The organism is Amycolatopsis sp. NPDC004625, assembly GCF_040609695.1.
Taxonomy (GTDB): domain Bacteria; phylum Actinomycetota; class Actinomycetes; order Mycobacteriales; family Pseudonocardiaceae; genus Amycolatopsis.
Genome location: NZ_JBEXKX010000005.1, coordinates 99,624 through 125,478 on the forward strand (window position 1 = coordinate 99,624; position 25,855 = coordinate 125,478).

Below are 25,855 nucleotides of genomic sequence, written 5' to 3' on the forward strand. Positions count from 1 at the left end.
TCCGGCGCCGCGGCACGGTGGAACGGTGCCGAACACGCGGAAAACCGTCGGACCGCACCGCCGGATACCGGCGCAGGACAGCCTGTGGCTGCACCTGGACCGGCCCGAGAACCTGATGGTCGTCACCTCGGTGCTCTGGACGCGGACACCGGTGGACCCCGCGCGGCTGCGGTCGCTGGTGTCCGACCGCCTGCTCGCGCGCTACCCGGTGTACTTCCAGCGAGCCGTCCGGCACGGCCGCACGCTCGCCTGGGAAACGGATCCCGCCTTCGACCTCGGCCGGCACCTCGTCGTGCAGGACCTTCCGGCCCCCGCCGACCGGGCGGCCCTGCAGGCGTTCGTCGCGGCGCGGCGCGGCGAACCCCTCGACCCGCGACGTCCACTGTGGACCATAGACCTGCTGCGGGGCTACCGTGGCGGCAGCGCGCTGGTCTGCCGGACGCACCACGCGATGGCCGACGGCATCCGGTTGACGCAGGTCCTGTTCAGCCTCTTGGACCCGATCGGGAGCGAGACGGCTCCGCACGCGAAGGTCGGCGGAGCAGGACCCCACCGTGAACCCGTGGCCCAGCCCGTGGCGCGGCTCGGTGCCACCGCGCTGCGGGTCCTGGGCGACACCGGCGCGAAGCTCCAGCAGCGGGCCGCCCGCGTGCATCCCGTGCTGGAGACCGCGGTCGCCCTGCCGGTGCTCGGCGCGACCGCGGCCGTGGGGGCCACGGGCGCGGTCGCCGGCTTCCTGTCTTCGGCCCTCGACGGCGGTCCCCGGCAGGCGGTCGACACGGTCGCGAGCGCGGCGACGACGCTCTGGCACAGCGCGACCGGGACCGGTGACCTCCTCGGCCCGTCCACGGCCACCGGCCTGTGGGACGGTGAACCGGGCGTCGAAAAGACCGCGGTGTGGGGCGACCCGGTCCCGCTGGCCACGCTCGGCCGGATCGGCCACGACACCGGGACGACGATCAACGACGTCTGCACCGCGCTCGTCGCGGGCGCCCTCGACCGGTACTTCACGGCCCGTGGAACGGCCCGGCCCGGGCCGTCGGACCTGGGCTGGCTGATCCCGGTGAGCCTGTCGTCCTTCGACGACGAGCTCCCGGCCACCCTCGGCAACCACTTCTCCCTCGTGCCGGCCCGGCTGCCGCTCGGCCGCCGGACGTTCGCCGAGCGTCTCGCCGAGGTGCACGCCCGGGTCGCCCGGATCCGCGACTCCTTCGAGCCGGTCCTGACCTTCGGGGTGCAGTACGCGATCGCGCGGAGCCCTGCGCCGGTCGGCTTGCCGCTGAGCCGGTTCTTCGCGGGCAAGGCCGTCGGCGTGCTCACGAACGTGCCCGGCCCGCGGGCGCGCATGACGCTGGCGGGCGCGGAGGTGGCCGGGATCGTCGGCTGGGCACCCTGCAGCGGCCGCCAGGCGATCACCATCTGCATCTTCAGCTACGCCGGCGAAGTGCGGTTCGGCTTCGGCACCGACCGGAAGCTGATCCCGGACCCGGAGGCACTGGTCGACGCGCTGGCCGCGGAATTCGCCGAGCTGGCTCAGTGAGCCTGAGCCGACGCGGCGCTCACCTGGGCGCGGGCGTGGGCGACCGCGTCCTCGAGGCTGGTGAAGACGTGGTCGCCGCCGCGGAGGGCGCCGGTGGTCGTCAGCAGGTGCTGGTGGTGGTCCTGGATTCCCTTCAGCAGCACCGTGACGCCCCGCGCCTCCAGCTCCCCGATGGTCTCGCCCAGCGCCTTCGCGCCGGTCGCGTCGAGAAGGTGCAGGCGGGAGAACCGCAGAATGACGACGAGGACGTCGTCGGCCGCGGCGGCGATCTCCGCCATGATCCGTTCCGAAGCGCCCCAGAACACGGCGCCCTCGAAGCGGAAGACCGCGATGTGCTCGTCGCCCTCGGCGGCCGGGCCGGGCAGGCTGTCACGCCGGGCGCGGGCGGCCCGGGCGAGGTGGCGCAGCGCGAAGAAGGCGGCGGCGAGCAAGCCGATCTCCACCGCGAGGATGAGGTCGGCCGCGACGGTGACGACCGCGGTCACGGCGAAGGTGGCCGCGCTGGAGCGGCTCGCGCGGACGACTTCGCGGATCGTGGCGAGCGGCACCATGCGCAGGCTCGTGACCAGCAGGACACCGGCGAGGGCGGAGAGCGGGATCCGGGACACGAACCCGGTCGCGGCGTAGATCACCGTGAGGATCACCAGGGCGTGGACGACGGACGCGAGCCGCGTGCGCGCCCCGGAGCGGACGTTGACCGCGGTGCGGGCGATCGCGCCGGTCGCGGGCATACCGCCGAACAGGCCACTGGCGATCGAGGCCACGCCCTGGCCGACGAGCTCGCGGTCCGGGCGGGTGGGCCCGATCGGCCGGTCGCCACGGGTCATCGTCGCGGCCACCCGGGCCGAAAGCAGGGATTCGATGGCCGCCAACGCGGCCACGGCGACGACGGCCCCGGCGAGGTCGTGGACCACGCCGAGGTCGAAGTGCGGCAGCGCGGGGACGAGGCTGCGCGGCAAGGTCCCGATCCGCGGTACCGGGGCGTGGGTGACTTCGGCGGCGACGGTCACCAAGGTCACCGCCACCAGCGACGCCGGAATCCCGCGGTGCAGCTTCGGCAGCGCGAGCATGGTGATCGCCACGACGGCGACCGTCGCCACCGTCCAGCCCGCCACGCCGCCGGCGTTCGCGAGGGCGGATCCCGCGGCCGGCAGCGGACCGCGGCCCGGGGTCGCGGTCGTCCCGACGGCCGCGGGGATCTGCTGCAGGAAGATGATGCAGGCGATGCCGAGGGTGAAACCTTCGACGACCGGCCAGGGCAGGTAGCCCACCAGCCGGCCCAGCCGCGCTGCGCCCGCCGCGAGCACGACCACGCCGCCGAGGATCGCCACGAGCGCCACGGACGCCGTCCCGTGGACGGCCACGATCGGTGCCAGGACGACGGCCATGGCCCCGGTCGGGCCGGAGACCTGGACGGGCGAGCCGCCGAAGATCGCGGCCACGATCCCGGCGACCACGGCGGTGATGAGCCCGGCCGCGGCGCCGGCCCCCGAGCTGATGCCGAAGGCGAGCGCGAGGGGGAGGGCCACGACGCCGACGGTGAGGCCGGCGAGGAAGTCCGCGCGCAGGACCGGCGCGCGCAGGTCGTAATCGCCGCGGCCGGGCAGCAGCTCCCGGACGGTCGCCAGGCGGCTCACGCCTTGGCCTCGACGGCGTCGAGGATGGCCTGGGGGCTGGCTCCGGGCAGCGGTGGGAGTTCCTGGGCGGCGCGGAGCCGGCCGGAGTCCGGGGTCAGGCTCGACAGCAGGAAGGCGCGGGCCACGACCAGGAGTTCCGCGACGAGCGGCTGGGCGAGCCAGTACTCGACGGCGTTGCCCGTACGGGTCGAGGTGACGACTCCGCTGCGACGAAGCACGGCGAGGTGCTGGGACAGGTGGGACGCTTCGCAGTCGGTCACCTCGAGCAGCCGGGTGACCGATGTGCCCTCCTCGCCGGCCGCGGCCAGCACCTCGAGCACCTGGATCCGGATCGGATGGGCCAGGCACTTGAAGAGATCGGCTTTGATCCGGTAGAGCGGCTCGGTCGTGCGGGCGCTGGCGGGCATGGGCACCTCCTGGATTGATGATTCTATCAATCCATCAACCCGTGGCTTCAGCGGGTCGCGGCCAGCAGCGCCGGGAACTCCCGTTCGATCGCTTGGGCGAGCACGTCGGTATCCGGGACCGCATCCGCGTCCGCCGTGATCCCGAACGTCACCTCGCCGGCGTAGCTGAGCATCGCCACGCCGATCCGCACCCGCAGCGCGATGGGCACGTACGGGTGGATCCGGACGATCCGGCGGCCGAGCGCGGACAGCGGCTCGGCCGGGCCGCGGACGTTGGTCGTCACCGTGACGATGTTGCGCTGCGGCAGGTGTGAGGCGGCCCGGATCGCCCAGGCGACCGGGGCGAACGGCTCGTGCGCCGCGGTCGCGGTGAGCAGTGCGCCGGCGTCGGCTTCCTTGGCGGCCTTCAGCGTGCCCAGCCGCCGGTGCACCCGGACCAGCCGCTGCGCCGGGTCGGCCGAGTCGACCGGCAGCAGCGGCAGCAGGAGCGAGACTTCGTTGTCGAGCGCGGTGCCGGTGCGCACGGACACCGGCACCAGCGATCGCACGCTGTCGGCGGCGGGCGTTTCGCCGCGCTGCAGCAGCAGTTCCCGGAACCCGCCGGTGACCGCGGCCAGCAGGACGTCGTTCACCGTGACGTCGAACGCTCGCGCGACGGCCCGGACGTCGGCCAGCGGTACCGAGGCGGTCGAGTAGCGCCGGTCGCGCCCGAGCGGACCGGTCAACGCCGTCGGCGACACCGGCAGCAGCGCGGACGTCATCGCCGCGAGACCGCGGGCGGCATCGCTGACGCGGCGGGCCGATCGGTTCGGGTGCAGCAGTTCCCGGGCGAGCAGCCGCGTCAGGATCCACGGCGTGCGCAGGAGCGAGCCGGCCGCGTCCAGCAGCAGGGCGGCCGTCCCGGGATCGGGTGCTTCGGCGGCCGGACGGGCGTCGGCCGGGGCGTCCCCGAAGAGGACGGTCTGCAGCCGGGTCGCCGCCAGCCCGTCGGCCAGGGCGTGGTGCACCTTCGTCAGGATCGCCCAGTGGCCGTCGGGAAGTCCCTCGATCACCCAGAACTCCCACAGCGGCCGGTCGCGTTCGAGCCGTTCGCCCATCACCAGGGCGACCAGCTCGCGAAGCGCGTTCTCGTCGTGCGGTGCCGGGAGGGCGATCCGGCCGAAGTGGGCGTCCGGGTCGAACGCGGGGTCATCGACCCACCCCGGCGGGCCGAGGTCGAACGGCACCGTGCGCACTTTCTGCCGGTACCGCGGGATCCCGGCCAGCCGCGCGAGCACGGCGGCGGCGAACTCGTCCTGGTCCGGCACCGGCCCTTCGGCGATCGCGACCGAGGCGATGGCCAGTGACGAGCCGGGGTCCTCGTCTTCGATCTCGAGGAAGGCCGCGTCGAGCGGGCTGAGCCGGTCCATGACGTCCTCTCAGTGGGCGATGTCCACGACCACCCGCCGGACCCGGTCCTGCGGTCCGAGCTGGGTGAACACGCGGAACGGCAGCTTCGCGCGGACGCCGGCGGCGAACGTGCTGAGCCCTTCGAACGAGCCGGCGAAGCGCACGGCCCGCAGGGACGGCCAGTCCGGGGTGCTGACGAGGGTGTCCCCGACCGCAGCCAGGACCCGGCCGGGCTGGTGCCCGGAGTCGTCGGTGCCGAGCGCGGGCGCCCGGACGACGATCTGCAGGGCCGCTCCGCCGGGGACGGGCAGCGGGTCGCCTTTCGGGTCGGCGGTCACCACCGGGACGTACCGGACGACGAAGCCGGCCGCCGCCGGGCCGTTGACGTCGAAGACCACGCGGTCGAAGCAGGCGTGCCGCCCGGCCCGCACGAGGTAGAGCGCTTCGCGGCTCATCGGGCCCGCATCGCGCGCGTCGGTGCGCCAGCCGCCGGTTTCCCGGCACGCCGGCGGCGGCACCGGTGTCGTCCGCGGCGCCGTCGTGGTGGGCGGCGCCGGGGTCACGGGTGCCGTGGTCGTCCCCGAAGCGGAAGCCGGGGTGGTGACCGGCGCGGGGAGCACCGACGTCGAAAGCGGCGTGCTCGCCGGCGCCGGTGAGCCCTGATCGCTCCCGCACCCGGCGACCGCGAGCCCGCACGCCACCGCGGCGAGCAGCACCCGCCCGCGCGTGGTCACCTGGTTCTCGTCAGGGCGTTGCGGCGGCGTTCGTACTCTTCCTGGTCGATCTCGCCGCGGGCGAACCGCTCGTCGAGGATCCGCCGGGCGGTGTCGTCCGGCGACGGCGGCTGCGGTCCCCGCCGGGCGAGGACGACGGCCAGGGCGACCAGCGCGGCCAGGACCAGTGCCATCAGCACCAGCATGCCGATGCTGCCGGCCCAGCCCATGGCCCAGGGGTGATTCCAGTACGGCATGACCGGGCTCCTTCGTCAGTGGGCTTGGAAGTGCTTGGGGGGAGCTTCGAGCGGCTGCAGGACGTCGGCGAGGTCGCGGCGCGGGGTCGCGGGCAGCGGCTCCGCGTTGGCGGGGGCCCAGCCGATGCGCAGCACCATCTGGGGGAACGACCCGCCGGTGACGTGCTCGGTCACGGTGTCGCGGACGTCGGGCAGCTCCAGCGGCTCGGTCAGCGGGCACGACGACAGGCCGAAGGCGTTCGCCGTCAGGAGCACGGCGCTCGTCGCCTCACCCGCTCGCAGTCGCGACATCCGGTCGTCCGAGGCGGTGCTCAGCACGAGCAGGACGGTCTCGTCGTCCTCGGCCTTGGCGCCCGTCGGCTGGGCCAGGAGGGGGTCGGCGAACGGCCGGGTCCGGAGCGCGCCCGGGGTGTCGTCCGGGGCCGGGGTGTTGCGGGCGGGGACACCGTCGGGGGACAGGTGGCGGCCGCTCCACGCCGCCAGCTCGGTGCGGTACGCCGGGTCGGCGGCGTGCCGGTCCGCGGCCTCTTCGATCGCCGTCGCCAGGTAGTAGCGTGCCGAGTTTTCGGTGGCCTGCAGCACGGTGCCTTCCAGCGCGGCCGCCCGGGACATCGCCTCGACGTGCCCGCGCGGGACGGCCCACGAACTGTGGCGGCGCCGGTCGGTCCGGCGGCGCGGGATGGCGGCGGCCATCGCGATCTCGTCCTGCGACGGGTCGTGCGGGTGCAGCGTGATCGCGGCGAGGTGGCCGGGTTCGGCGGGATTCGGCAGGCGGTGCACCTCGGCGGCCCAGCCGAGCGCGGCGAAGCCGACCCGGACGTGGTGGAGCGCGGCGCCACAGCTGAGGATCAGGTCGCGGCCGTCCGGGTCGGTCTCGGGCAACCGCCGGTCCGGGTCGGCGTAGAGGTGCAGGGAACTGTGGCCCACCCGCCAGTACCACGGCTGGGAGTTGTGCACCGACGGCGCGCGGACCGCCATGCCGACCGCGGTCTTGACGGTGAAGTCGTCCGGGAATGCTCGGTCCATCATCGGCTTTCCTCGTCGTCGGGGGTGGCTTCCGGTCCGACCTTCGCACCGGGCCGGCCGTGGCCGGGAGGGCCGGAGTGCCTTCGGTCGGAGGACTTTCGGTGCTCCGGAAGTCCGGGAGGCCGAGGGCCGTCCCGGCCGCCAGGACCACTGCGGCAGGTGACGAAAGTCCCTACCGCCAGGGCCGAACGACGCCATCCGGTGGCGGCGGCGGGAACGTACCGTCGGGTCCCGAGAGGCCCCGGTCCGATGTGGCCGGTGCCCGATCCGACGCGTTGGAAGGTGATTTCCCTGCTGACCGGTATCGACCGTGACCACGGCCTGCGCAGCGGGCTGACCGGCTACCTGGCCGCGGTGAGCACCGCGGTCGGGGTGGGGGAGGAGTCCTGCACCGTGGACCTCGACGCGCCCGCCTCGGGGTACATCGCCCTCGACGTGCGGCTGTGCCGGTACCCCGGCCGGGACATGGCGCTGGTGTGGGACGAGCGCCACGGCTGGGCGTTCGCCATGGAAACCCATTCCGGCGAGGACCTGCTGGTGCTCGCCTACCTCGGCGGCGAGCTCGTGCCCGGTCCGGCCCGCGTGCGCGGGTTCGTGGCGGCGATCCGGGACGCGGGTGGTGCGCCGGGCGAACCCGTCCCGCCGGACCTGCGTGGTGACCGCCGTGAACTGATGGACCGCTTGCGGCGTCACCGCCGCGTGCCGTGGACGCCGTTCCCGATCCGGACGGGGTGATCTCCAATGTCCACTGTGGAGTCCTGTGGCTGGACGGCGGCCGAGGCCGGTGTGCTGGTCCGGGCGATGGTGCGGGCGCCCTCCGTGCACAACACCCAGCCCTGGCGGCTGGAGCTCGCGCCGGGGGAGCTGACGGTGCGCGAACGTGCCGAACCCGTGCTGCCCCGCCACGACCCGCACGGCCGGGACCGCGCCGCCTCCTGCGGCGCCGCGGTGGCCAACCTCGAACTGGCGGCCCGGACCCTCGGCCGCTCGTGCGTCGTCGCGTTCCTGCCGGAGGACGAACCGCCGGACGTGGTCGCCCGGATCGCCGTCGGGGAGCCGGCCTCGCCGTCGGCCGGCGAGCTCCGCCGGTACGGGGCGATCGCCCGCCGGGCGAGTCACCGGGCGCCGTTCGAAGGGCTGGCCGTGCCCGCGGCCGTGGTGCGGCGGATCGTCGCGGCGGGCGGGGCGCCGGGTGTCGAAGCCCGGCCCGTCGGCGAGATCGCCGTCGTCGCCCGGTTGCTGCACTTCGCCGCGGACGCTTTCCGGCAGGACGGCGGCTACCAGCGCGAGCTGTCGCTGTGGACGATCCGGGACGAACCGGCCCACCGGCACGGCGTCGGCATCCCGGCGGGCCGGATCCCGGCCGGCGCGGTGCCGTGGGCCGGCCTGGTCCGCCGCGCGACCGAGGTCCCGGAGCCGGCCGAACTCGAGCGCCGGCTGGCCGGCGAGACGCTGCTGCTCTTCGTGACCGCGGACGACTCCCGCCTCGACCACGTCCGCGCCGGCTACGCGATGGAACGCGCCTGGCTGGCGGCCGTCGACCTCGGCCTGGCCGCCGCGGTCCTGACGCAGCCGCTGCACCTGGCGCCGGTGCGTTCCGCGCTGTGCGAAGACCTCGGTCTCACCGGTTACCCGCAGGCGCTCCTGCGCATCGGCTACGCGGCGGAAGCGGACCCGCTCACCCCGCGCCGGGCGGTTGAAGAGGTGCTGCACCGCGGACCCTAGGTCCGGCACCGGTGGACCTGCGACCCCGCAGGCGGGCGGCGATCGGGAGTCCGGCGCCGTCGTGGCCAGGGCACGAAGTCACCGGAACCGCGTGCCGGAAACGGCCGCAGGGCCCACCGGCCGGGGACCGTCGCCCCTGGGTCGCGCACGCACCCTCCGGCGATGCTGGGCACAGTTTCCCGAGCGACCCGGAGGGCCGGAACGATGGACACCAGGATGCAGCTGACCCGCCTGCGGCACACGCTCCTGCCCGGCCGCGGCCCGCTGGTCCGCTCGTCGGACCGGGTGCAGGCCGGGCTGCTGCTCCTGGTCGTCCTGCTGTCGCTGATCACGGCGGCGGGCGCAGTGCTGTTCGGCATCGGCGAACACTCGGCCGCGGCGGCCGAGTCCCGCCGGCAGACGGCCACGCGCTACACGGTGACGGCGGTCCTGCTGGCCGACGGGCCCGTGCCGGCCGCCGCCGGGCGCAGCGGCACGCCGTTCGGCTCCGGCCCGACGCGGGCGACCTGGCGAACGCGAGACGGGCAGCAGCGAGTGGGCGACGTCGAAGCGGCCGCGGGCACGGTCGCGGGCCACGAGGTCGAGATCTGGGTGGACGAAACGGGCGCCCCGGCGGAGCGACCGCTGACCATGGCGGCGGCGGTCATCGGCGCCCCCTTGGGAGCGGCGACCCTCGGGGCGGCGGTGGTGTCCTTTTTCGTCCTCGCCTACCGGGGTGCCGTCCACCTGCTGAACCGCCGCCGGTACGACGCCTGGCAGCGGGAATGGGCCGCCCACGGAACCGGCACCACCCACCGCGGCGACCAGCGGCCCTGATCGGGCGTGCGCTCAGGCGACGGCCGGTGCGGGACGCCAGAGACGGGCCGTTCCGTCGTCGCTTGCGGTGGCCAGCAGCGTCCCCGCCGGGCTCACCGCCACGTGGGTCAACGCGTCCTCGTGGCCGGAGAGCGGCGGGCCCGCCGCGGCACCGGTCGCGCAGTCCCACAACCGGGCGGTGTGGTCGCGGCCCGCGGTGACCAGCGTGGCCGGTTCGACGAACGCGATGCCCCAGACGGGACTCTCGTGGGCCGTCCACGGTTCCCGCACCGGCGTCCTCGTGGCGATGGTCCACCCGTGGACCGTGCCGTCGTCGGCTCCGGCCGCGAGCGTGCGGCCGTCCGGGCTGAACGCCAGGCACGCCATCGAGGCGGGGTGCCCGGCGAGGCGGTGGCCGGCGGGTTCTCCGTCGCCCGCGTGCCACAGCCGCACGTCGCCGTCGGTGCCCGAAGACGCGATCCAGCCGCGGGGGCTGACCGCCAGGTCGTTGATCGCGCCCGTGTGGCCGGCCAGGACCGAACGGAGGGACACCTCGCCGCCGACGTCCCACACCCGCACCAGGGCGTCGCCGCCGCCGGTGACGAGCGTGCGGCCGTGGAGGCTGAACGCCACGGCGACCGCGTAGCCGTCGTGCTCCAGGGGCGGCACCGGCAGGGCGGTGGCCGTGGCCGGGTCCCACAGGCGCACCGTGGTGTCCACGCTCGCGGTGGCGAGGACGCGGCCGGCCGGGCTGAAGGCCACCCCCCAGACCGGCCCGCGGTGGCCGGTCATCGGTGCCCCGTACGGCGTTCCGTCGTGGGTGTTCCACAGCCGGACGGACATGTCCGCGCTCACCGTCGCGACCAGCCGGCCGTTCGGGCTGAACGCCACCCCGGTCACCTCGCCGCCGTGCCCGGTCAGGACGTTCGTGCAGATCCAGGCCGCCGTCTCCCGCACCAGCGCCGGCGGAGCGGGGGCCGGCCCGCCGGTGCGTTCGGCCTGCCGCGCCGCGAGCCACAGCCGGTGGAACAGGGCCGGGTCGCCGCCCAGCGCCTCGACGATCAGCTCGAGGTAGCCCCACTTCGGGACCCGTGGGCCGGTGAACGCGGTGTGCACGGTGGCGTGGCTGACGACGCCGGTGCCGATGTCCCCGGCGATCTGCCGCAGGCCGGGCTCCCCGGCCCGCAGGTGGAGTTCGTGCAAGCGGTCGAACAGGTCGGTGATCGGCCCCGGCGGGGTCGCCGCCCGTCTCAGTACGCCCACGCCCTCAGCGTACGAACCGGCCGGAACCCGTCAACGTTCGTCCACGGGCGTCAAAGCGGCCGTGGCACGCCGCAGGATCGGGTGGGCGAACCGAGGAGGCGGCGATGGGAATGGTCGAGTGGATGACGGCGATCCTGCTGGTCCGGCCGGTGCTGACCGAGCTGGCCGGGCTGGCCCGGGCGGCGCGGTCGGCGATCCGGCCGGCCCGGCGGGCCGGGGTAGTCTCCCGGCAAAGATCCGGGAACGAGGGGGCGCGATGAGCGGTGTCAGGGTTCTGGTGGCGGGGGCGAGCATCGCGGGGCCGGCGCTGGCCCACTGGCTGCGCCGGCGGGGCGCCGAGGTGACCGTCGTCGAGCGGGCGCCCGGGTTGCGGCCCGGCGGGCAGGCGGTCGACGCGCGCGGGATCACCCGGGAGGTCATCCGGCGGATGGGGCTGGACGCCGCCGTGCGCGCGGCCCGCACCGAAACCGCCGGCGCGCACACCGTGGACGCCGACGGTGCCGTCCTCGAGACCTTCCGCGCGGACGACGACGGCGGCGACGGCTACATCTCGGAGATCGAGATCCTGCGCGGCGACCTGTCCCAGGTCCTCTACGACGACACCCGCGACGGTGTCGAGTACGTCTTCGGCGACCGGATCGCCGAACTGGTCCAGGACGCCGACGGCGTCGACGTCACCTTCGCGGGCGGCGGCCGGCGGCGGTTCGACCTCGTGGTGGGCGCGGACGGGCTGCACTCGGCGCTGCGGGAGCAGGTCTTCGGGCCGCGCGAGCGGTTCGTCCGCCACCTCGGGCACGTGATGGCCTTCTACAGCGTGCCCAACGAGTTCGGGCTGGACCGCTGGCTGCTCGAGCACCAGGAGGGCGGGCGCTCGGCCATGCTGCGGCCCATCGGGGACGCCACCCGCGCGATGGCCATGTTCTCCTTCACCTCGCCCGCCTTCGACGTCGACCACCGTGACGTCGAAGCGCAGAAGGGCCTGCTGCGCGAGCGGGTCGCCGGCCTGGGCTGGCTGACGCCGCAGCTGCTCGCGCACCTGGACGACACCCCGGACTTCTACCTCGACCAGGTCGCCCAGGTGGTCATGGACCGCTGGGCGAGCGGCCGGGTGGCGCTGCTCGGCGACGCCGCGTTCAGCTCGTCGCCGCTGTCCGGGCAGGGCACCGGGCTGGCCCTGATCGGCGCGTACCTGCTGGCCGGGGAGCTGGCCGCGGCCGGCTGGGACCCGGCGGCCGGGTTCGCGGCCTACGAGAGGCGGATGCGCCCGTTCGTCGAGGCCAACCAGGAGATCGGCCGGTTGCACGCGCTCAGCCGCGACGGCGTCGAGCTGGATCCCGAAGGGCTCCCCGAGCTCGTCGAGCGCGCGCTCAACGGCGTCGAACTCTCCGACTACGCCGGGGTGCCGGACTCGGGAGCGTCGGTCAAGGGGTAGCCGACGTCCCGGGAACGTCCCATCGCACCGGCGTTTCCGCTGGTCCGCGGGGTGGAATCGTCCCGGCGTCCCAGATCCGGCGGCGGACGGCGACCGGCGGGACCGCCGCTGCCAGCCTTCACCGCATGCAGAGACTCGCTCTGGCCGTCGCGGTGCTGCTGGTGGTCCCCGCCGCCGCCGCTCCCGCGCTCGCGGCCGAACCCGTTGCGGTGTGCGGGCACACCAGTGCCCAGCCCACCCTGAAACAAGGCGCGTCCGGTGCCTCGGTCACCGAGGCGCAGTGCGAACTGAACCTGGCGACCAAGGCGAGCCGGTACTCGCCGATCGGCGCCGACGGCTCCTTCGGGCCGGCGACCGACGCCCGCGTGCGCGTGTTCCAGAACTGCGCCGCGCTGAGCGTGGACGGCGAGCTCGGGCCGAACACCTGGGCCGCGCTGAACTCGTGGGCCGCGCGGCCGCGCAAGTGCGCCACCCCGGGCACGGCGGGCACCGCGCAGAGCGTCGTGTGCGGCCACTCCACCGCGCGCCCCACCCTGCAGAGCGGGTCCACCGGCCCGGACGTCGAAGAACTCCAGTGCCGGCTGAACCTCGCCATGGAACCGGGCCACTACCCGCCGCTGACGATCGACGGCCGGTTCGGCGCCGGCACCCGCACCCGCGTGATCGAGTTCCAGCACTGCGTCAACGCCGGTGCCGACGGTGTGGCCGGGCCCACCACCTGGGCGAAGGTGACCGACTGGTCGAGCCGCAACACCTACTGCACACCGCCGAAACCCGCCGGGCACCCGATCGACGGCGTCGACACGGCGAAGTACCAGCACCCCGGCGGCGCGGCGATCAACTGGGGCGCGGTGAAGGCGTCCGGTGTCGAGTTCGCGACCGTCAAGGCGACCCGCGGCCTCAACGTCACCGACGAGTACCTGGCCACCGACCTGCCCGCGGCCCGTGCCGCCGGCCTGGCCGTGGGCCCGTACCACTTCTACACGGGCACGGCGGCGAACACCGGCGGGGCGCAGGCCGACCGGTTCGTCGCCGCGGTCAAGGCCACCGGGTACACCGGCAAGCGCGCCGGTGACCTGCCGCCCGTGTTCGACCTGGAGTGGAAGGACGACGGCTCCGGCGGCTGCCCGCCGTACGTCACCGTCGCCGACGCCAAGGCGTGGCTGGACAAGGTCCAGGCCGCGTTCGGCCGGACGCCGATCATCTACACCCAGAAGTCGTTCCTGGACGCCTGCCTCGGCGGCACCACGGCGCTGTCGGGCTATCCGATGCAGCTCGCCGACTACCGGCAGTCCGTCACGCAGCCGGCGCTGCCCGCCGGGTCGAAGACCTGGCTGATGTGGCAGTACACCGACGCGGCCATCCCCGACGGCATCCCCGCGCCGGCCACCGGCGACGTCTTCAACGGCACCCAGGCCGACCTCGACCAGCTCGCCAACCGGTGAACCCCCGCAACGAAAGGACGAGAATGACCCCCTCCATGAGCCGCCGCACGGTGCTGCGCGGCGCGGTCGTGCTCGGCGCGGCCGCGGCGGTCAGCCCGCTGCTGCTGACCGGCACCGCCGAGGCCTACCCCTGGTCCCGCACCCTCGTGCAGGGCAACACGGGCGCCGACGTCACCGAACTGCAGATCCGCGTCGCGGGCTGGGCGGCCGATCACGCCAGCCAGAGCCGGGTCTCGATCGACGGCGAGTTCGGCCCCGGCACGGCGGCGGCCGTCCGCCGGTTCCAGACGGCCTACGGGCTCGGCGCGGACGCCCAGGTCGGCCCGGCCACCCAAGCCGCCCTCAACGCGCTGGAGCAGAGCGACGGCTCGACCGTGCACTTCAACTTCAGCGAGTTCACCGACCGCGACAGCGGCACGTTCAACGGCGGCAAGGTCGGCGCGGCCACCGCGAAGGAGAACGCCCGCCGCTGCATGTACAAGCTGGAGGCGCTGCGCAAGAAGCTCGGGAACAAGCCGATCACGGTGAACTCCGGGTTCCGCAGCATCGCGCACAACGCCGAGATCGGCGGGGCCAGCGACAGCATGCACCTCTACGGCACCGCGGCCGACCTGAACGTGCCGGGCGTGGCCAACAAGACCGTCTACCAGAAGGCCGAGACCTGCGGGTTCTCCGGCCTGGAGACCTACAACACCGACCACCAGCACGTGGACAGCCGGGCCGACCTCGGCCGCTCGTGGTGGTGGGAGAACGGCACGGTCTGAAGCCACGGCCGGGGGCCGGGAAACCTGGGGGTTCCCGGCCCCCGGCCGTACTCAGTGCGGCTGCGGGTCCGCCAGCGCCGCCGCGCAGGCCGGCCAGTCGTGGAAGTCGTGGTGCGCGCGCCACAGGCGGTGGGCCGCGTCGATGTTCCAGACCGGGTCGAACGCCTGGCGGGGCGTCCCGCCCAGTTCGAGCAGGCGGCCGTCGGAGATCTGGAAGACGCCCCAGTTGCGGCTGCCGTTCGTGTTCGGCAGCACCCACAGCGGATCGAGGAACGACGCGCAGCGGGCGATCGCGACCGCGGTGTCCGGCGTCTCGGTGAACACGGCCCGGATCCGCTGCTCCACCATGGCCGGCGACCAGCCCGCCATGCTGGTCCGGTGGTCGTACAGGGCGTTCTTGGTGGCCTCGTCGACCACGCCCCGGGCGGGCAGGCCGGCCAGCACCTGGAACGCGGTGACCCGGCGCAGCGTCTCCGGGCCGAACGAGCCGTCGACCGCCAGCCGCCCGTGCGCGGCGGTCAGCAGGTTCTGCACCTCGGTGACGCACTCGTCGTGCTGGCCCATGCTCACCGGCGGCTGGCAGGCGGTGGAGAACAGCACCCGGTCGGCGTACCGGCCGGGTGGTGCCCCCGACCCGTCGGCGGTGACCCAGAACAGGCCGCCGGCCAGCAGGACGACGATCGCGACGGCCACCGGCACGAACCACCGCCGGTGCCGCGGCGGTGCGGCGTGCTCTTCGGGCGGCCCCTCGCCGTCGCGGCCGGCGTCAGCCAGGGCCCACAGCTGGTGCAGCTCACGCAGTTCCTCCGCGGACGCGCCGCAGACCTTCGCGAACGAGTGCACGACGCGGTAGTCGGCGGGCACGCTCTTGCCGGAGCAGTACCGGTGCAGGCTGGAGCCGCTGGCCCCGGCCTGCCGGCCGAGGCGTTCGTAGCCCTGCCCGCTGCGGTCCTTCAGCATGCGCAGGTGGGCGGCGAACTTGTCCATGTGCGGTGTCACGGTGACAGGAACACCTCGCTCGGGCCGCGGATGACGGACGGAAGTTAACACCGTCGCGCCGCAAGCCGGGCGGAAACCGACGGATTGCGCCACCCGGGCGATCACACCCGGCCATCCGGTGGCCCGCGGTCTCCCGGAGCTGACCAAGGTCCCCGGTTCGAGGTCCGAAGATCCCTGGGCGGCCCCACCGCGGCTGGGAAGGATCGGGGGAGCGGCCGGGCGAACCCCCGGCCCGCGTCCCCGACGAAGGAGAAAAACCGTTGCTGTCCCCAGCATCCGCCGCGGTGGTCGGCGCCACCCTGCCCGTCGTCCGCGCGCACGCCGCCGAGATCACCGGCGAGTTCTACTCGTCGATGTTCGCCGCGCACCCGGAGCTGCTCCGGGTGTTCAACCAGGGCAACCAGGCCGACGGCCGCCAGCAGCTCGCCCTGGCGGCGGCCGTCGTGGCCTTCGCCGGGCAATTGCTCGATCCCGCCGCCCCGCCGTTCGACCCGATCGCCGAGCGGATCGCGCACAAGCACGTCTCGCTGGGCATCCGGGCCGAGCAGTACCCGGTCGTCGGCCACCACCTGCTCACCGCGGTGGGCACCGTTCTCGGCGACGCGGTCACGCCCGCGGTCGCCGCCGCGTGGCAGGAGGTCTACTGGCTGCTCGCCTGCCGCCTGATCGCCGCCGAAGCGCGCCTCTACGAGCGCGGCGACGTCGACCCCGCCGACGTCTGGCGCCGCTGGCGGGTCGCCAAGCGCCTCGACGAGGCCGTGGACACGGTGTCGTTCACCCTGGTGCCCGACGACGGCGGCCTCGTGCCGGACTTCCGGCCGGGACAGTACGTTTCGGTCGCGGTCGACCTGCCCGACGGGCGCCACCAGCCCCGGCAGTACTCGCTGTCGCAGGGGCCCGGGCGCGGCTCGCTGCGGATCACCGTGCGCCGCGTCCCGGGTGGCGCGGTGTCGGGGTTCCTGCACGACCGCGTGACGGAGGACGAAACGCTCCTGCTGGGGCCGCCGGCCGGAGACACGGCGCTCGACCGCGGTACCGGGCCGGTGCTGCTGGCCAGCGCGGGCATCGGGATCACCCCGATGGCCGCGATGCTGGACGACCTCGCCCGCACCCGGCCGACCCGCCCGGTCGTCCTGGCGCACGCCGACCGGTCACCGGCCCACCACGCGCTCCGCCGCGAATGTGCCCACACCGCAACGGGTCTGGCGAACGTCCGGGAGCTGCGGTGGTACGAGCACGACCACGACGAGCGGTCGCGACCCGGGCGGATGAACGTCGGCGCCCTGCCGCTGACCCCGGACACGACCGCCTACCTGTGCGGCCCGCTGCCGTTCATGCACGAGCTCCGCGACGGGCTGATCCGCCGCGGGCTGCCCGTGGAGCGTATCCACTACGAGGTGTTCGGCCCCGGCATGCTCTGACCTTGCCCCACTCCTTACTTACTTGTAAGTTAGCTCGCATGACGACTCTCGCGGCCGACGAGGCCGAAGCGCTCTCCGCGCGGTGGGAAAAGGCGTGGAACGGGCACGACGCCGACGCGGTCGCCGCGATGTGCGCGGCCGGCCTGGTCTACGACGAACCCGCGCTGGGCCGGACCGCGCACGGGCCGGACGCGATCCGCGAGTTCGTGACCCGGATGGGGCGTGCCTACCCGGACTATTCGTTCACGCGCATGGGGTTGTACACCGAGGTGACGCGGCGCGCGGTGCTCGTCGCGTGGCGCTTCACCGGCACGTTCGCCAAGACCGGCCGGGTCGTCGAGTTCCACGGCGACGACCGGCTGGAACTGGGCGACGACGGGCTGATCCACGCGTACCGCTGCTTGTACGACAACCAGTTCGTGCTGAGCCAGCTCGGGCCGTCGTGAACGCCCGCCTGCCCGCCGCGGCCCGCCGGGCGGGGATCATCGAGGCCGCCGACGCCGAGTTCGCCGCCAACGGGCTGGCGGGCGCGCGGCTGGAGGCCATCGCCGCCCGTGCCGGGATTTCGCACCCGCGGATCGTGCAGATGTTCGGTTCCAAGCGGAACCTGTTCCTGGAGGTCGTCCACGCCGCGTTCGACCGCATCGAGGCGGCGTTCGCCGGCGCGGAGCCGACACTGCCCGAGCTGGGCGTCGCCTACGTGCGGCTCCTGCAGAAGGACCCGACGGTGGGGCTGGTGGTCCTCCAGGGCTACGCGGCGGCGGCGGACGAGCCGGTGCGGGAGGCGGTCCGCCGCCGGCACCTGGCGTTGATGGAGACGATCGCGCGGCTGACGGGCGCGGATGCGTTACGGGTGCGCACGTTCTTCGCCACGGGCCTGGTCCAGACGGTGTCGACGGCGCTCGAGCTGCCGGAGCAGCGCGCCGACACGGCTTGGAGCGCCTGGCTCCTGGACCTCGTCGATCCCGGGGGCGAGCAGGGGTAGAGGCATCACGGTTCGAGGGCCAGCCGGTCCTGGAGGGTCGCGTGCCGGAACTGGTAGTCGGAGCCGACCGTGCGGAGGAGCTGGCGGTCCCGGGCGTCGTCGAGGAAGCGGGCCAGGCGCAGGGGAGTTTTGCCGGTGAGGAAGAAGTAGAGCTGGGCGAGGGCGGTGGTGCAGCCGCTTGAGCAGACGGCGCCGAGCGCGATTCCGAGGTTCACGCCGAACGTGAGCACGAACAGCCCGAATTCCCAGGCGGTCGGAACGCTTTCCCACGGCTCGACGATGTTCGCGACGGCGACCAACCCGAAGATACCTGTCGTTATCGCCAAGCCTGCACCCAGCCCGACGGCTGCTCCGGCGAGCAGGCTCTGCCGGAGGAGATATCGTGGATCGATCGCTTTCGACGGTTCCTGAGTCACCATCTTGTCCCGCAGTGTGGAAGCGAGGATAAAAGCGACCGAAGTCAGCAGAACCTGAAGAAGAAAGGCTGTTACGCCGGCTGTAACAGTGCCTGCGGTATAAGCGAAGTAAAGGCCGCTGCTTGCCCCGAAACCCAGACCCAGCGAGAAGCCGGCGGTGGAATTCGCTTTCCACTGAACACGTCCCCCGCCGTAGAGATTCAGCTGATGCGGTTCCATGCGCAGGCGACCGTGTGTCGCTGCGCCGACGACGAGACCGATGACCGCGAAGCCGGCGGTCGCGATGAGCGAGCTGATCGCGGGGTGCGAGCCCAGGAACAGGCTGATTTCGAACACGCTGAGCATTCCGGCGACGGCGGTCGCGAACGCGCCGACAACGCCGCCGAGCAAAATCCGGGCGAAGACCGGTGTCCAATGGGAAACCGTCCACCACGTGAGGTCACGGGTGCTGGCCGCACTCAGTCTGGTCGCGAGGAACACCAGCGTCCGCCGGGCGGTCTCCTCGGTATATCTCGACCTGGCCCGGCCGGGCTGCGGTTCGTAGGCCGTGGCGACCGCCTGGTCCAGCAGGTGCTCGGCGATCGACTCGGAAGCCGGGAACCTGGTCCGGTCGAGCAGGTCGTCGACGCCGGGCGCGGCCGGGGCGTCGCTGGTCCGCTGGTACACATCGCGGACCAGCGAGATCGACAACGGGTTGTCGAGAGCCTTCGCGGCCACCGGGTCGGTGCCGGACGCGAGCGTCGCGAGGAACTTCTCCCACGCCGCCGGTGGCGGGTCGACCAGGCAGCGCCTCAGATAGCCGGTCACGTCACCCGGCTTCAACGGCGTGAGTTCGAGGGCCACCGCTCCCGTGAAGATCCCGCCTCGCGCCGCGACGACCAGTTCCGACGTCCGGGTCAGCAGGACGATCCGGAAGCTCGCCTGCCGGCTCAGCGCCCGGAGGACGACCGGCCGGTCGTCCTCCGGGATTTCGTCCAGGCCGTCCAGGAACACCGCGATGCGGCCCGCGTCGAGCAGTTCGGCCGCGGACCGGCGGCGGTGCCGGCCGCTGAAGGCGGGGACGTCGACGAGCTTGCCGGCCAGCCAGTCCCGCACCGACGTCTGGTCGGGATCCCAGCCCTGCAACGTCGTCAGGAACGGGACCGGCACCGCGCGCCGCTGTTGCGGGCCGACCTGGTTGCGGTGGTTCAGCGCGTCCAGCAGCAGCAGGATCGCCGCCGAGCTCTTCCCGGTTCCCGGGGTGCCCGCGATGATCAGCCGGCCCGACGCCAGGCCGCCGTACACGCGGTGGAGCGTCCGGTGCGTGCCCGACCGCAGCTGGGCGGGTGTCGTGCGGCTCAGGCCCGGTAGCGGCGCGAACGAGCCCCGGGCCGTGGCCGACGCCGGCGGGCCCGCCACCGGCTCGCTGCTGAGGTGCCAGCGGATCGGCAGCGGTTCGGGCTGCAGCAGGCCGCGTTCCAGCGCCGCCGCGGTCCACTGGCGCCGGACGACGGCGGCGAGGGTGTCGGTGAGGGCGTCGGCGTCCGCCGTGGCGCGGCCGGACCGGAGTTTGGCGCCGAAGATCTGCCAGACCGTCAGCACGACCCCGAAGGCCGCCAGCACGAACTGCCCGTACCCGCTCGCGGTGCTGCGGGCGCCGGGCTCGAGCAGCGTCACCTGCAGCGTCCACCAGCCCAGCCCGGCCACGAGCAGCACGATCCCGGTGGCCACGAGCAGCCCGTTGCGCGTCATGCCGGAAGAATCGGATTTCGGCGCCGGGTTGCAACGCCCGGCGGTTACGGGCCGGCCAGCGCCGGGTGGGCGCGGATCCGTTCGGCGAGTTCGCGGGCTTCGCGGGAGTTGCGGTAGGGCGCGGTGTCCAGCGTCGTGCAGATGTCGGACAGGCGGGTGGCCAGGTGGGCGACGCCGGCCGTGGCGGGCGTGCTGATCACCGGGTCGAGGGCGACGTCGGCGGCGTCGAGTTCGCGGACGGCCAGGTAGCCGTCGGTCATCTCCAGGCGGGTGGACGCCTCGCCGCCGTAGCGCCGGTTGCGCTCGGCGTCCGTCGCGTACAGGCGCAGGGCGCGCTCGGCCGCTTCGATCGCCAGCACCGGCTTGCCCACCTGCACCCACGCCCCGGCGTTGCAGAAGGACTGCCGTGCTTCGTCGAAGCCGAATTCGCCGCCGACGAGGTCGTGCAGCTCGTCGGGCTCGGTGACCTGCTCGCGGGCGTGGTGGCCCAGGCCGATCACCGTCCGGGTCTCGCGGACGTCGCCGAGGTAGGCCCAGGCCCGGCTTTCGATGTTGCACAGGCGCACGAAGCCGGTGCCGTGCCGCAGGTACTCGCGGCCGGCCTTGGCCAGGTGCGCCGCCTCCCGCGGGTTGCCCGACCAGAACGCGATGAGCGCCTGCGTGCCGCGCAGCCACGCCTTGAGCCCGTGGTGGCCGATGATCTCCGCGTAGACCCAGGCGGCGCGCGACTGTTCGGCGGCGGCGCCGTAGCAGCCCAGCTCCATGCTGGCGCTCGCCAGCAGCCCGCACGTCTGGCCGGCGAGCAGGTGGAGGTGCGACTGCTGGGCCGGGTGGGCGCGCCGCTGCAGCAGCCGGAAGACGCGGTCGCGCACGCGGACGAGCTCGCCGAAGATCTCCTCGGGCTGGGTCAGGATGGAGCTGCGGGCGAGCTGGACGACGTCGTGGTCCAGCTGTTCGAGGGTGATCGCGCCGACCTCGGTGACCTCGGCGAGTTCCGCGTGCGCCCCGGACGCGTGGGCGGCGGCGCGGACCGCGGCCGCGTCGAGCCGCCCGGACGCCGGGGGAGGGGCGGGCGGCTCGGCCGGCGGGAGCTGGTCGAGCATCAGCCGCTCCGGCTCGGGCAGGAGCGGCAGTTCGTCCTCGCCCAGCAGGGCGCGCGGCACGGTGCCGTAGACGCGGGCGAGCAGGGCGAGGACGTGGATCGTGGGCCGGATGCCGCGCTGCGGCCACGCCTCGTACTCGCTGATCCGTTTCCCGGTCATCGGGGCACGCGGGTCGCCGAGCAGGTCGTTGCAGCGGGCCGCGACCGCCGTCTGGGACAGGCCGTGGGTGTAGCGCCAGGCCTGGCGCGGGTTGAACTGCCAGCGCCCGGCCATTTCGACGGCGATCCGCGCCGGGCTCGACCCGGCGGCGAGCAGCTGGTGCCGGAGCCGTTCCCGCTCCGGTTTGCTCCCGGGTTTCGCTCCGCTGGTACCCATGGCGGATCACCGTAGCGCATCACGGCTTTCCCTGGCAGCACCGGAGATCACCCGGAAAATCCGGGGAAAACTCCCGTCCGCCGGGAATCCGCGCGCCCGCCCCGGTCCGGAAGGCTGGTCCGCCGCAGCGAACCGAGGAGGACCCGTGTCCCGTCATCGCGACACCGCAGGCGCATGACCGTGCGCTGGGCGGAAAACGCCCGCGGCGGCCGGACCCCGCCCGATCCCGCCCGCCCGGCCGAGACGGCCCCGGCCCGCCCGCCCGCCACCGGGAAGGCCCGCCGCGCCCCGGACGACCGGGACCGCGGATGACACCCGAGGAGGGCCTGCACGCCCTGATCGCCCGCGGCTTCCGCTTCCAGCACATCGCCGGCCCGGACGGGGAGCTGACGATCATCGTGGGCACCTACGGCTGGCCGGAGTTCTGCGACCGCATCGAGATCCACGGCGAGCTCGAGGCATCGGCGGCCCGGACGGGGAGCGAACCGGCCGGGAAGGCGGTGTGGCGCCGGCGCGGGGACACCGTGTCGGTGATCGCCGCGTTGCTCGCGCTGCCGGCGCCGGGAGTGTCTACTGTGGATGGACCTGCTGCTTGACACGGTCCGGGACCGCGTAATCCGATTGCCCGGGCAGGCGAGGACCGGCTGCGGCGGACCACCCGCCCTGGTCGGCGGCGACCGGGTGCGGTTCGTCGGCGACTGGATCGAAACCGGTGGGCATCAGGGAACTCTGACGGGGCTGGAATTCTCCGCACCACACCGTCACACTGGTTTGCGGTTCGCGGGAATCCGAGGAGGGCTGAGGAATGCCTACAGCCATCGAATACGCGGTCGTGGCGTACCGGCACGAACAGAACGGGAGCGCCGGCGGCCCACCGGCCCAGAGTTCGCTGCACACACTCGTGGACGTCGTCCCGGCAGCGCCCGTCGAAGGGTGGGTGGTCACCGGGCTGCCCGCCGTGCTGCTGGTGGCCGTCGCGGGTGTGGTCTGGCGCCGGCGGAAAAACCACCTGCGCTGACCGGGCCCCTCACCGCGCCGACCAGGGCCTCGCCCACTGGTGCAGGGCCGCGAGGAACGCCGGTGCCAGTGGCTGCCCTTCGGCGGGGCTGCCGGCCGGGTGCAGGAGGTGGTCGATCCCGTCCAGGGTGACGAGGTGCTCGCCGGGCAGGGCCTGCAGCAGCGGCGGCAGAGTGTCGCAGGGGACGTTGGGGTCGGCGGTCCCGCACGTCACCAGCACCCGCGTCCCGCGCGGCACCTTCCGGGCCACGTCCGGCGGGTAGATCGCGTCGTCGCTGCGGAGGAAGGCTCCCTGCGCCGCGAGCGTTTCGAACAGCCCGGCGATGGACGGCAGCATGCCCTCCGTGCCGGTGGGCCGGCCGGCGCGGAACTCGGCGATCCAGGTGGTGATCAGCTGGTTCTGGGCCAGCGCCTGCTCCGGCGGCAGGGCGGCGTCGAGCTGGGCGCCGACCTGGGCGGCGATCATGTCGAGGATCCGCTGGTCCTGCGGCGCGATCAGGGCCAACCCGGCCGGGCGCGGCCACACGGAGGTGCCGACGAGCAGTGCGTTCAGGCCGCCTTCGCTGTGGCCGGCGATCAGCATGGCGGCCGGGTTCGTCTCCGGCTGCGCCCGCAGCGTCGCGTAGGCGGCGGCCGCCTGGCGGACGAAAACGCCGTAGTCGGCGCCGGCCGGCGGTGGGGTGTGCGCCGGACCGCTGCCGTACTTGTCGAACCGGAACGTCATGATGCCGTCCCGGCCCAGCGCGTCCGCCAGCAGCGCCAGGGTGTCCGGCCGCAACGCGGGCAGCTGGTTGCCGTTGCGGTCGGTCGGCCCGCTGCCGGGCAGCAGCAGCGCGGCCGCGAGCCGGGCGCCGGGGCGGTGGGCGGGGACGTGCAGGGTGCCGTGGGCGGCGATGCCGTCCGCCCGGAAGGTCAGTTCCCGGTCGGTGGCCGGAAGGCCGCCGGCGGGCGCGACGGTCGCGGCGACCAGGGTCGCGACGATGAGGCTGTGCATGGGAAATCCCCCTTGTTCAGTGCAGGATGACGGGCAGCAGGAGGCCGAGCAGGACGATCGCGGCGGTCAGCCCGAGGCAGGTGACGAGCGCGACGCGGTTGCCGACGTTGACGGTCCAGCCGGCGCCGAACCGGCGGGCCACGAACCACGACGGGTCCTCGGCGTTGCGGTAGAGGACGCCGCCGATCCAGTTGCCGTCGTCGTCTCGGTGGACCAGGCCGGTGTGCTCGTCGGGTTCGGGACCGCGGTCGCGCCCGGCCACGACGGCCACGAGCAGCGCGACCCCGATCGCGACCGGCCCGATCGTCAGCGGCAGCAGGAGACCGGTGTCCGGCGAGGCGTCCCAGATCGTCCAGGCGGCGGCGAACAGGCCGAGGTCGATCAGCGTGGCCAGCCCGATGAGCGCGGTGCCCAGCCGGGACACGAACTTCCGGTGCGCCCGGGCGGACGCCGCCGGTCGCGCCGGGTCGACGTCGGCCGGCCCGCGGAACACCAGCACGCCGGAGACGCCGAGGACCACCGTCAGCACGGCCTGGACGAACACGATCCCGAAGGCGGAGCCCACGGACTTCGGCGCGAACCGGTCCGCGGTGCCGCCGGCGTAGTGCACCGGCAGCGTGGCCGGCAGGCCCGGGTACCGGAGCACGCCGACGACCACCGTCGCGGCCACCACCAGCACCGGGAGCAGCAGCCACGCCCACGGGAAGCGCGGCGGGTCGTTGCGCAGCGACGTGTCCACGGCGACGCCCTGGCGGACACCGGCGTACCAGTCCTGGTCGCGCTTGGCGGCCGTGATGACCCGGTTGGCCCGGAGGTAGAGCAGGTACCAGGCGGCCAGCATCGCCAGCTCGCCCGCGGCCAGCACCGCGATGCCCGCCACGAGGATCAGCCCGGTGCCGGCGAGCGCGATGATCCCGCCCGCGGCCAGCACCCTCGTGCGGAACCGGGTCGTTTCCCGCCGGACCACCGGGTCGTCGATCCGGTCGTCCGGCACCCGCACGCCGAACCGCACGCTGCGGGCGGACAGCACCGGCGTCAGCCACGCCAGGTAGCCCAGCAGCGCCACCAGCACCAGGTGCGCCACCACACCGGTCGTCGTCACGATGTCTCATCCCCTTGCTTGTCTTCGAATTCCGCGAGCAGGGCGCGGCACGTCGCCACCACCTCGTCCGCGGGGACCCCTTTGGCGACGGCCTCCGCGAGCAGCGTGCGTGCCCGCGCCGACCAGCCGGTCGTGAACGCCTCGTCGGCGCCGGTGGGGCCGATCACGGCCCCGGTCTTGCGGTTGAGGCGCACGAAACCCTGCTGCCGCAACAGGTCGTACGCCTTGTTGACCGTGTGGAAGTTGATGCCGAAGTCCGCGGCGAGCTGGCGCGTGGACGGCAGCGACTCGCCTTCGGCCAGCGTGCCCGCCGCGATGCCCTCGACGACGCGGTCCCGCAGCTGCTGGTAGATCGGCACGTCGCCGGACAGGTCGAGGCTGATGATCACGGGCGTCCCCCTGGTTGAGCTGTTATAGTAGTTATAGAACAAAGCTACTCAACGCGCAAGGACGCCCGGCCGGGTTCTGGTGGCGGGGGAGCGGGTGCGGTAGAACCGGAGGGTGGCCGAGCGCGTGCGGCGTCCCGACCCGCACGGTTCCGTCGAGCGTGACGTGCTGGTGCGGTACCTCGACGCGTGGACGGCGACGGTGCTGCGCTCGCAGCGCGGCGGGACGTACGTCGAGTGCGGGGACTTCGCCGCCGACGCGTTCCGGGTCTTCGGCGAGTTCGCCGACCGCCTGCCCGGCCACCACCTGACGGCGGTCGTCGTCGGCCGGGCGGCGCCGGGCGGGGCGCCGGAAGGGCTCGCGGTCCGGACCGCGGCCGGGCTGGAGGACGTCGAAGTGCCCGGGCCGATGCTGGCGCACCTGCCGGATGCGTGGCCGTCAGCTCTGCTGCGGGGCAAGGCGCACGAGGTCCTGCTCACGGCGGAGCCGGGCACGGACGCCCGGGAGCGGCTGCACGCGGCGGGCCTCGGCTGCGCGGCGGCGGTGGACTTGGTGGCCGAAGACGGCGAGGCGCGCACGCTGGTCTTCGCGACGGCCGACCAGCGGCACCTCGCGACGTTCAAGACCGAGCTGTGGGCGGTGGACGAGTTCGCGGGCATCCGCTACCGCGACCCGCGTGACACCGACGGCACCCTGGTCGACATTTCCCTTACGCCGCAGCTGCTCCCGCTGCGGCGGGCGCTGCTGGCGGAACTGGCGCGGCGCGGCCCCGCCACGGTCGCCGACCTGCAGCGGTTCACGCTGCTGGAGACGATCTACCGAGCCGAGGACGCCGTCGGCGCGGTGACGGCCGCGGTGGCGGCCGGTCAGGTCGTCCGGGAGCCGGAAAAGGGACGGCTGGGCTCCCGGACGGTGTTGTCGGTGCGCTAGAC

The 25,855-nt window shown here is 73.9% G+C and carries 28 protein-coding genes; 15 read left to right on the forward strand and 13 right to left on the reverse strand.

The window, feature by feature from the left end; genetic code table 11:
- Positions 1–25 precede the first annotated feature (25 nt).
- Complete coding sequence (locus ABZW17_RS07570; protein WP_354810723.1) at positions 26–1,540, forward strand: WS/DGAT domain-containing protein; 1,515 nt, start codon at positions 26–28, stop codon at positions 1,538–1,540.
- On the opposite strand, the gene ABZW17_RS07575 is transcribed toward ABZW17_RS07570, so the two are convergent.
- From ABZW17_RS07575 to ABZW17_RS07600, 6 genes are read right to left on the reverse strand one after another with little or no spacing between them, the layout of a single operon-like run.
- On the reverse strand, positions 1,534–3,177 hold the full coding sequence (locus ABZW17_RS07575; protein WP_354810725.1) for a SulP family inorganic anion transporter: 1,644 nt from the start codon (positions 3,175–3,177) through the stop codon (positions 1,534–1,536). The two genes, ABZW17_RS07570 and ABZW17_RS07575, sit on opposite strands and share 7 nt — an antisense overlap.
- Positions 3,174–3,584 carry a metalloregulator ArsR/SmtB family transcription factor gene (locus tag ABZW17_RS07580; protein WP_354810727.1) on the reverse strand — a complete coding sequence of 137 codons (411 nt, stop codon included), beginning with the start codon at positions 3,582–3,584 and terminating at the stop codon, positions 3,174–3,176. The genes ABZW17_RS07575 and ABZW17_RS07580 overlap by 4 nt, the downstream gene beginning before the upstream one ends.
- Before the next feature lie 47 nt (positions 3,585–3,631).
- Positions 3,632–4,993, reverse strand: coding sequence for a wax ester/triacylglycerol synthase family O-acyltransferase (locus ABZW17_RS07585; protein WP_354810729.1), 1,362 nt, complete (start codon positions 4,991–4,993; stop codon positions 3,632–3,634).
- 9 nt (positions 4,994–5,002) lie between these two features.
- Complete coding sequence (locus tag ABZW17_RS07590) at positions 5,003–5,707, reverse strand: hypothetical protein (protein WP_354810731.1); 705 nt, start codon at positions 5,705–5,707, stop codon at positions 5,003–5,005.
- A complete protein-coding gene (locus ABZW17_RS07595) occupies positions 5,704–5,943 on the reverse strand; it encodes an SHOCT domain-containing protein (protein ID WP_354810733.1) in 240 nt (79 codons plus the stop codon). Before ABZW17_RS07595 ends, ABZW17_RS07590 begins: the two co-directional genes overlap by 4 nt.
- A 15-nt stretch (positions 5,944–5,958) precedes the next feature.
- Positions 5,959–6,969, reverse strand: a complete 1,011-nt coding sequence (locus ABZW17_RS07600; RefSeq protein WP_354811004.1) for an NAD(P)H nitroreductase — start codon at positions 6,967–6,969, stop codon at positions 5,959–5,961.
- A 282-nt stretch (positions 6,970–7,251) separates the two neighbouring features.
- Between ABZW17_RS07600 and ABZW17_RS07605 the strand changes: the two genes are divergently transcribed.
- From ABZW17_RS07605 to ABZW17_RS07615, 3 genes are all read left to right on the forward strand, one after another.
- Positions 7,252–7,704, forward strand: a complete 453-nt coding sequence (locus ABZW17_RS07605) for a DUF6292 family protein (RefSeq protein ID WP_354811006.1) — start codon at positions 7,252–7,254, stop codon at positions 7,702–7,704.
- A 6-nt stretch (positions 7,705–7,710) separates the two neighbouring features.
- On the forward strand, positions 7,711–8,694 hold the full coding sequence (locus ABZW17_RS07610; RefSeq protein ID WP_354810735.1) for a nitroreductase: 984 nt from the start codon (positions 7,711–7,713) through the stop codon (positions 8,692–8,694).
- A 204-nt stretch (positions 8,695–8,898) separates the two neighbouring features.
- Entirely contained in the window at positions 8,899–9,510 is a 612-nt protein-coding gene (locus tag ABZW17_RS07615; protein ID WP_354810737.1) for a hypothetical protein, read from the forward strand.
- A gap of 12 nt (positions 9,511–9,522) precedes the next feature.
- On the opposite strand, the gene ABZW17_RS07620 is transcribed toward ABZW17_RS07615, so the two are convergent.
- The gene (locus tag ABZW17_RS07620) at positions 9,523–10,752 is read right to left on the reverse strand and encodes a WD40 repeat domain-containing protein (RefSeq protein ID WP_354810739.1); all 1,230 of its coding nucleotides are present in this window, start codon (positions 10,750–10,752) and stop codon (positions 9,523–9,525) included.
- Positions 10,753–10,856: 104 nt separating this feature from the next.
- Here ABZW17_RS07620 and ABZW17_RS07625 point away from each other — a divergent pair, with 104 nt between their 5' ends.
- The 4 genes from ABZW17_RS07625 (at position 10,857) to ABZW17_RS07640 (ending at position 14,393) form a co-directional block, all read left to right on the forward strand.
- Complete coding sequence (locus ABZW17_RS07625) at positions 10,857–11,012, forward strand: hypothetical protein (protein ID WP_354810741.1); 156 nt, start codon at positions 10,857–10,859, stop codon at positions 11,010–11,012.
- Positions 11,009–12,184, forward strand: a complete 1,176-nt coding sequence (locus tag ABZW17_RS07630) for an FAD-dependent monooxygenase (RefSeq protein ID WP_354810743.1) — start codon at positions 11,009–11,011, stop codon at positions 12,182–12,184. Before ABZW17_RS07625 ends, ABZW17_RS07630 begins: the two co-directional genes overlap by 4 nt.
- A 125-nt stretch (positions 12,185–12,309) precedes the next feature.
- The gene (locus tag ABZW17_RS07635; protein ID WP_354810745.1) at positions 12,310–13,629 is read left to right on the forward strand and encodes a GH25 family lysozyme; all 1,320 of its coding nucleotides are present in this window, start codon (positions 12,310–12,312) and stop codon (positions 13,627–13,629) included.
- Between the two features lie 35 nt (positions 13,630–13,664).
- Positions 13,665–14,393, forward strand: coding sequence for a D-Ala-D-Ala carboxypeptidase family metallohydrolase (locus ABZW17_RS07640; protein WP_354811008.1), 729 nt, complete (start codon positions 13,665–13,667; stop codon positions 14,391–14,393).
- 51 nt (positions 14,394–14,444) lie between these two features.
- Here ABZW17_RS07640 and ABZW17_RS07645 read toward each other — a convergent pair whose 3' ends face one another.
- On the reverse strand, positions 14,445–15,392 hold the full coding sequence (locus ABZW17_RS07645) for a helix-turn-helix domain-containing protein (protein ID WP_354810747.1): 948 nt from the start codon (positions 15,390–15,392) through the stop codon (positions 14,445–14,447).
- Between the two features lie 260 nt (positions 15,393–15,652).
- Here ABZW17_RS07645 and ABZW17_RS07650 point away from each other — a divergent pair, with 260 nt between their 5' ends.
- The 3 genes from ABZW17_RS07650 to ABZW17_RS07660 are packed head-to-tail and all read left to right on the forward strand — an operon-like array spanning position 15,653 to position 17,798.
- Entirely contained in the window at positions 15,653–16,813 is a 1,161-nt protein-coding gene (locus ABZW17_RS07650; RefSeq protein WP_354810749.1) for a globin domain-containing protein, read from the forward strand.
- Between the two features lie 38 nt (positions 16,814–16,851).
- On the forward strand, positions 16,852–17,259 hold the full coding sequence (locus ABZW17_RS07655; protein ID WP_354810751.1) for a nuclear transport factor 2 family protein: 408 nt from the start codon (positions 16,852–16,854) through the stop codon (positions 17,257–17,259).
- The gene (locus ABZW17_RS07660; RefSeq protein ID WP_354810753.1) at positions 17,256–17,798 is read left to right on the forward strand and encodes a helix-turn-helix domain-containing protein; all 543 of its coding nucleotides are present in this window, start codon (positions 17,256–17,258) and stop codon (positions 17,796–17,798) included. The genes ABZW17_RS07655 and ABZW17_RS07660 overlap by 4 nt, the downstream gene beginning before the upstream one ends.
- Before the next feature lie 5 nt (positions 17,799–17,803).
- Here ABZW17_RS07660 and ABZW17_RS07665 read toward each other — a convergent pair whose 3' ends face one another.
- Positions 17,804–19,945 (reverse strand): hypothetical protein, encoded by a 2,142-nt coding sequence (locus ABZW17_RS07665; RefSeq protein ID WP_354810755.1) that lies wholly within the window; start codon positions 19,943–19,945, stop codon positions 17,804–17,806.
- Positions 19,946–19,989: 44 nt separating this feature from the next.
- Positions 19,990–21,423, reverse strand: a complete 1,434-nt coding sequence (locus ABZW17_RS07670; protein WP_354810757.1) for a hypothetical protein — start codon at positions 21,421–21,423, stop codon at positions 19,990–19,992.
- A 174-nt stretch (positions 21,424–21,597) separates the two neighbouring features.
- Between ABZW17_RS07670 and ABZW17_RS07675 the strand changes: the two genes are divergently transcribed.
- The 3 genes from ABZW17_RS07675 (at position 21,598) to ABZW17_RS07685 (ending at position 22,441) form a co-directional block, all read left to right on the forward strand.
- The gene (locus tag ABZW17_RS07675) at positions 21,598–21,735 is read left to right on the forward strand and encodes a hypothetical protein (protein WP_354810759.1); all 138 of its coding nucleotides are present in this window, start codon (positions 21,598–21,600) and stop codon (positions 21,733–21,735) included.
- A complete protein-coding gene (locus ABZW17_RS07680; RefSeq protein WP_354810761.1) occupies positions 21,732–22,019 on the forward strand; it encodes a hypothetical protein in 288 nt (95 codons plus the stop codon). Before ABZW17_RS07675 ends, ABZW17_RS07680 begins: the two co-directional genes overlap by 4 nt.
- Before the next feature lie 209 nt (positions 22,020–22,228).
- On the forward strand, positions 22,229–22,441 hold the full coding sequence (locus ABZW17_RS07685) for a hypothetical protein (RefSeq protein WP_354810763.1): 213 nt from the start codon (positions 22,229–22,231) through the stop codon (positions 22,439–22,441).
- Positions 22,442–22,450: 9 nt separating this feature from the next.
- Here ABZW17_RS07685 and ABZW17_RS07690 read toward each other — a convergent pair whose 3' ends face one another.
- From ABZW17_RS07690 to ABZW17_RS07700, 3 genes are read right to left on the reverse strand one after another with little or no spacing between them, the layout of a single operon-like run.
- Positions 22,451–23,434, reverse strand: coding sequence for an alpha/beta hydrolase (locus ABZW17_RS07690; protein ID WP_354810765.1), 984 nt, complete (start codon positions 23,432–23,434; stop codon positions 22,451–22,453).
- Positions 23,435–23,450: 16 nt separating this feature from the next.
- A complete protein-coding gene (locus tag ABZW17_RS07695; RefSeq protein ID WP_354810766.1) occupies positions 23,451–24,536 on the reverse strand; it encodes a DUF1648 domain-containing protein in 1,086 nt (361 codons plus the stop codon).
- Positions 24,533–24,925 (reverse strand): GntR family transcriptional regulator, encoded by a 393-nt coding sequence (locus tag ABZW17_RS07700; protein ID WP_354810768.1) that lies wholly within the window; start codon positions 24,923–24,925, stop codon positions 24,533–24,535. The genes ABZW17_RS07695 and ABZW17_RS07700 overlap by 4 nt, the downstream gene beginning before the upstream one ends.
- Positions 24,926–25,037: 112 nt before the next feature.
- On the opposite strand from ABZW17_RS07700, the gene ABZW17_RS07705 reads away from it, so the two are divergent.
- Positions 25,038–25,853, forward strand: coding sequence for a hypothetical protein (locus ABZW17_RS07705; protein WP_354810770.1), 816 nt, complete (start codon positions 25,038–25,040; stop codon positions 25,851–25,853).
- Positions 25,854–25,855: the final 2 nt, after the last annotated feature.

What these genes read in the sequence shown, in the direction of transcription:
- ABZW17_RS07635 (WP_354810745.1), top strand. Translation starts at nt 12,310, where the DNA reads ATGCAGAGACTCGCTCTGGCCGTCGCGGTGCTGCTGGTGGTCCCCGCC.
- ABZW17_RS07585 (WP_354810729.1), bottom strand. Translation starts at nt 4,993, where the DNA reads ATGGACCGGCTCAGCCCGCTCGACGCGGCCTTCCTCGAGATCGAAGAC.
- ABZW17_RS07580 (WP_354810727.1), bottom strand. Translation starts at nt 3,584, where the DNA reads ATGCCCGCCAGCGCCCGCACGACCGAGCCGCTCTACCGGATCAAAGCC.
- ABZW17_RS07655 (WP_354810751.1), top strand. Translation starts at nt 16,852, where the DNA reads ATGACGACTCTCGCGGCCGACGAGGCCGAAGCGCTCTCCGCGCGGTGG.
- ABZW17_RS07615 (WP_354810737.1), top strand. Translation starts at nt 8,899, where the DNA reads ATGGACACCAGGATGCAGCTGACCCGCCTGCGGCACACGCTCCTGCCC.
- ABZW17_RS07680 (WP_354810761.1), top strand. Translation starts at nt 21,732, where the DNA reads ATGACACCCGAGGAGGGCCTGCACGCCCTGATCGCCCGCGGCTTCCGC.
- ABZW17_RS07630 (WP_354810743.1), top strand. Translation starts at nt 11,009, where the DNA reads ATGAGCGGTGTCAGGGTTCTGGTGGCGGGGGCGAGCATCGCGGGGCCG.
- ABZW17_RS07640 (WP_354811008.1), top strand. Translation starts at nt 13,665, where the DNA reads ATGAGCCGCCGCACGGTGCTGCGCGGCGCGGTCGTGCTCGGCGCGGCC.
- ABZW17_RS07600 (WP_354811004.1), bottom strand. Translation starts at nt 6,969, where the DNA reads ATGGACCGAGCATTCCCGGACGACTTCACCGTCAAGACCGCGGTCGGC.
- ABZW17_RS07685 (WP_354810763.1), top strand. Translation starts at nt 22,229, where the DNA reads ATGCCTACAGCCATCGAATACGCGGTCGTGGCGTACCGGCACGAACAG.
- ABZW17_RS07665 (WP_354810755.1), bottom strand. Translation starts at nt 19,945, where the DNA reads ATGACGCGCAACGGGCTGCTCGTGGCCACCGGGATCGTGCTGCTCGTG.
- ABZW17_RS07595 (WP_354810733.1), bottom strand. Translation starts at nt 5,943, where the DNA reads ATGCCGTACTGGAATCACCCCTGGGCCATGGGCTGGGCCGGCAGCATC.
- ABZW17_RS07690 (WP_354810765.1), bottom strand. Translation starts at nt 23,434, where the DNA reads ATGCACAGCCTCATCGTCGCGACCCTGGTCGCCGCGACCGTCGCGCCC.
- ABZW17_RS07610 (WP_354810735.1), top strand. Translation starts at nt 7,711, where the DNA reads ATGTCCACTGTGGAGTCCTGTGGCTGGACGGCGGCCGAGGCCGGTGTG.
- ABZW17_RS07675 (WP_354810759.1), top strand. Translation starts at nt 21,598, where the DNA reads ATGACCGTGCGCTGGGCGGAAAACGCCCGCGGCGGCCGGACCCCGCCC.
- ABZW17_RS07670 (WP_354810757.1), bottom strand. Translation starts at nt 21,423, where the DNA reads ATGGGTACCAGCGGAGCGAAACCCGGGAGCAAACCGGAGCGGGAACGG.
- ABZW17_RS07625 (WP_354810741.1), top strand. Translation starts at nt 10,857, where the DNA reads ATGGGAATGGTCGAGTGGATGACGGCGATCCTGCTGGTCCGGCCGGTG.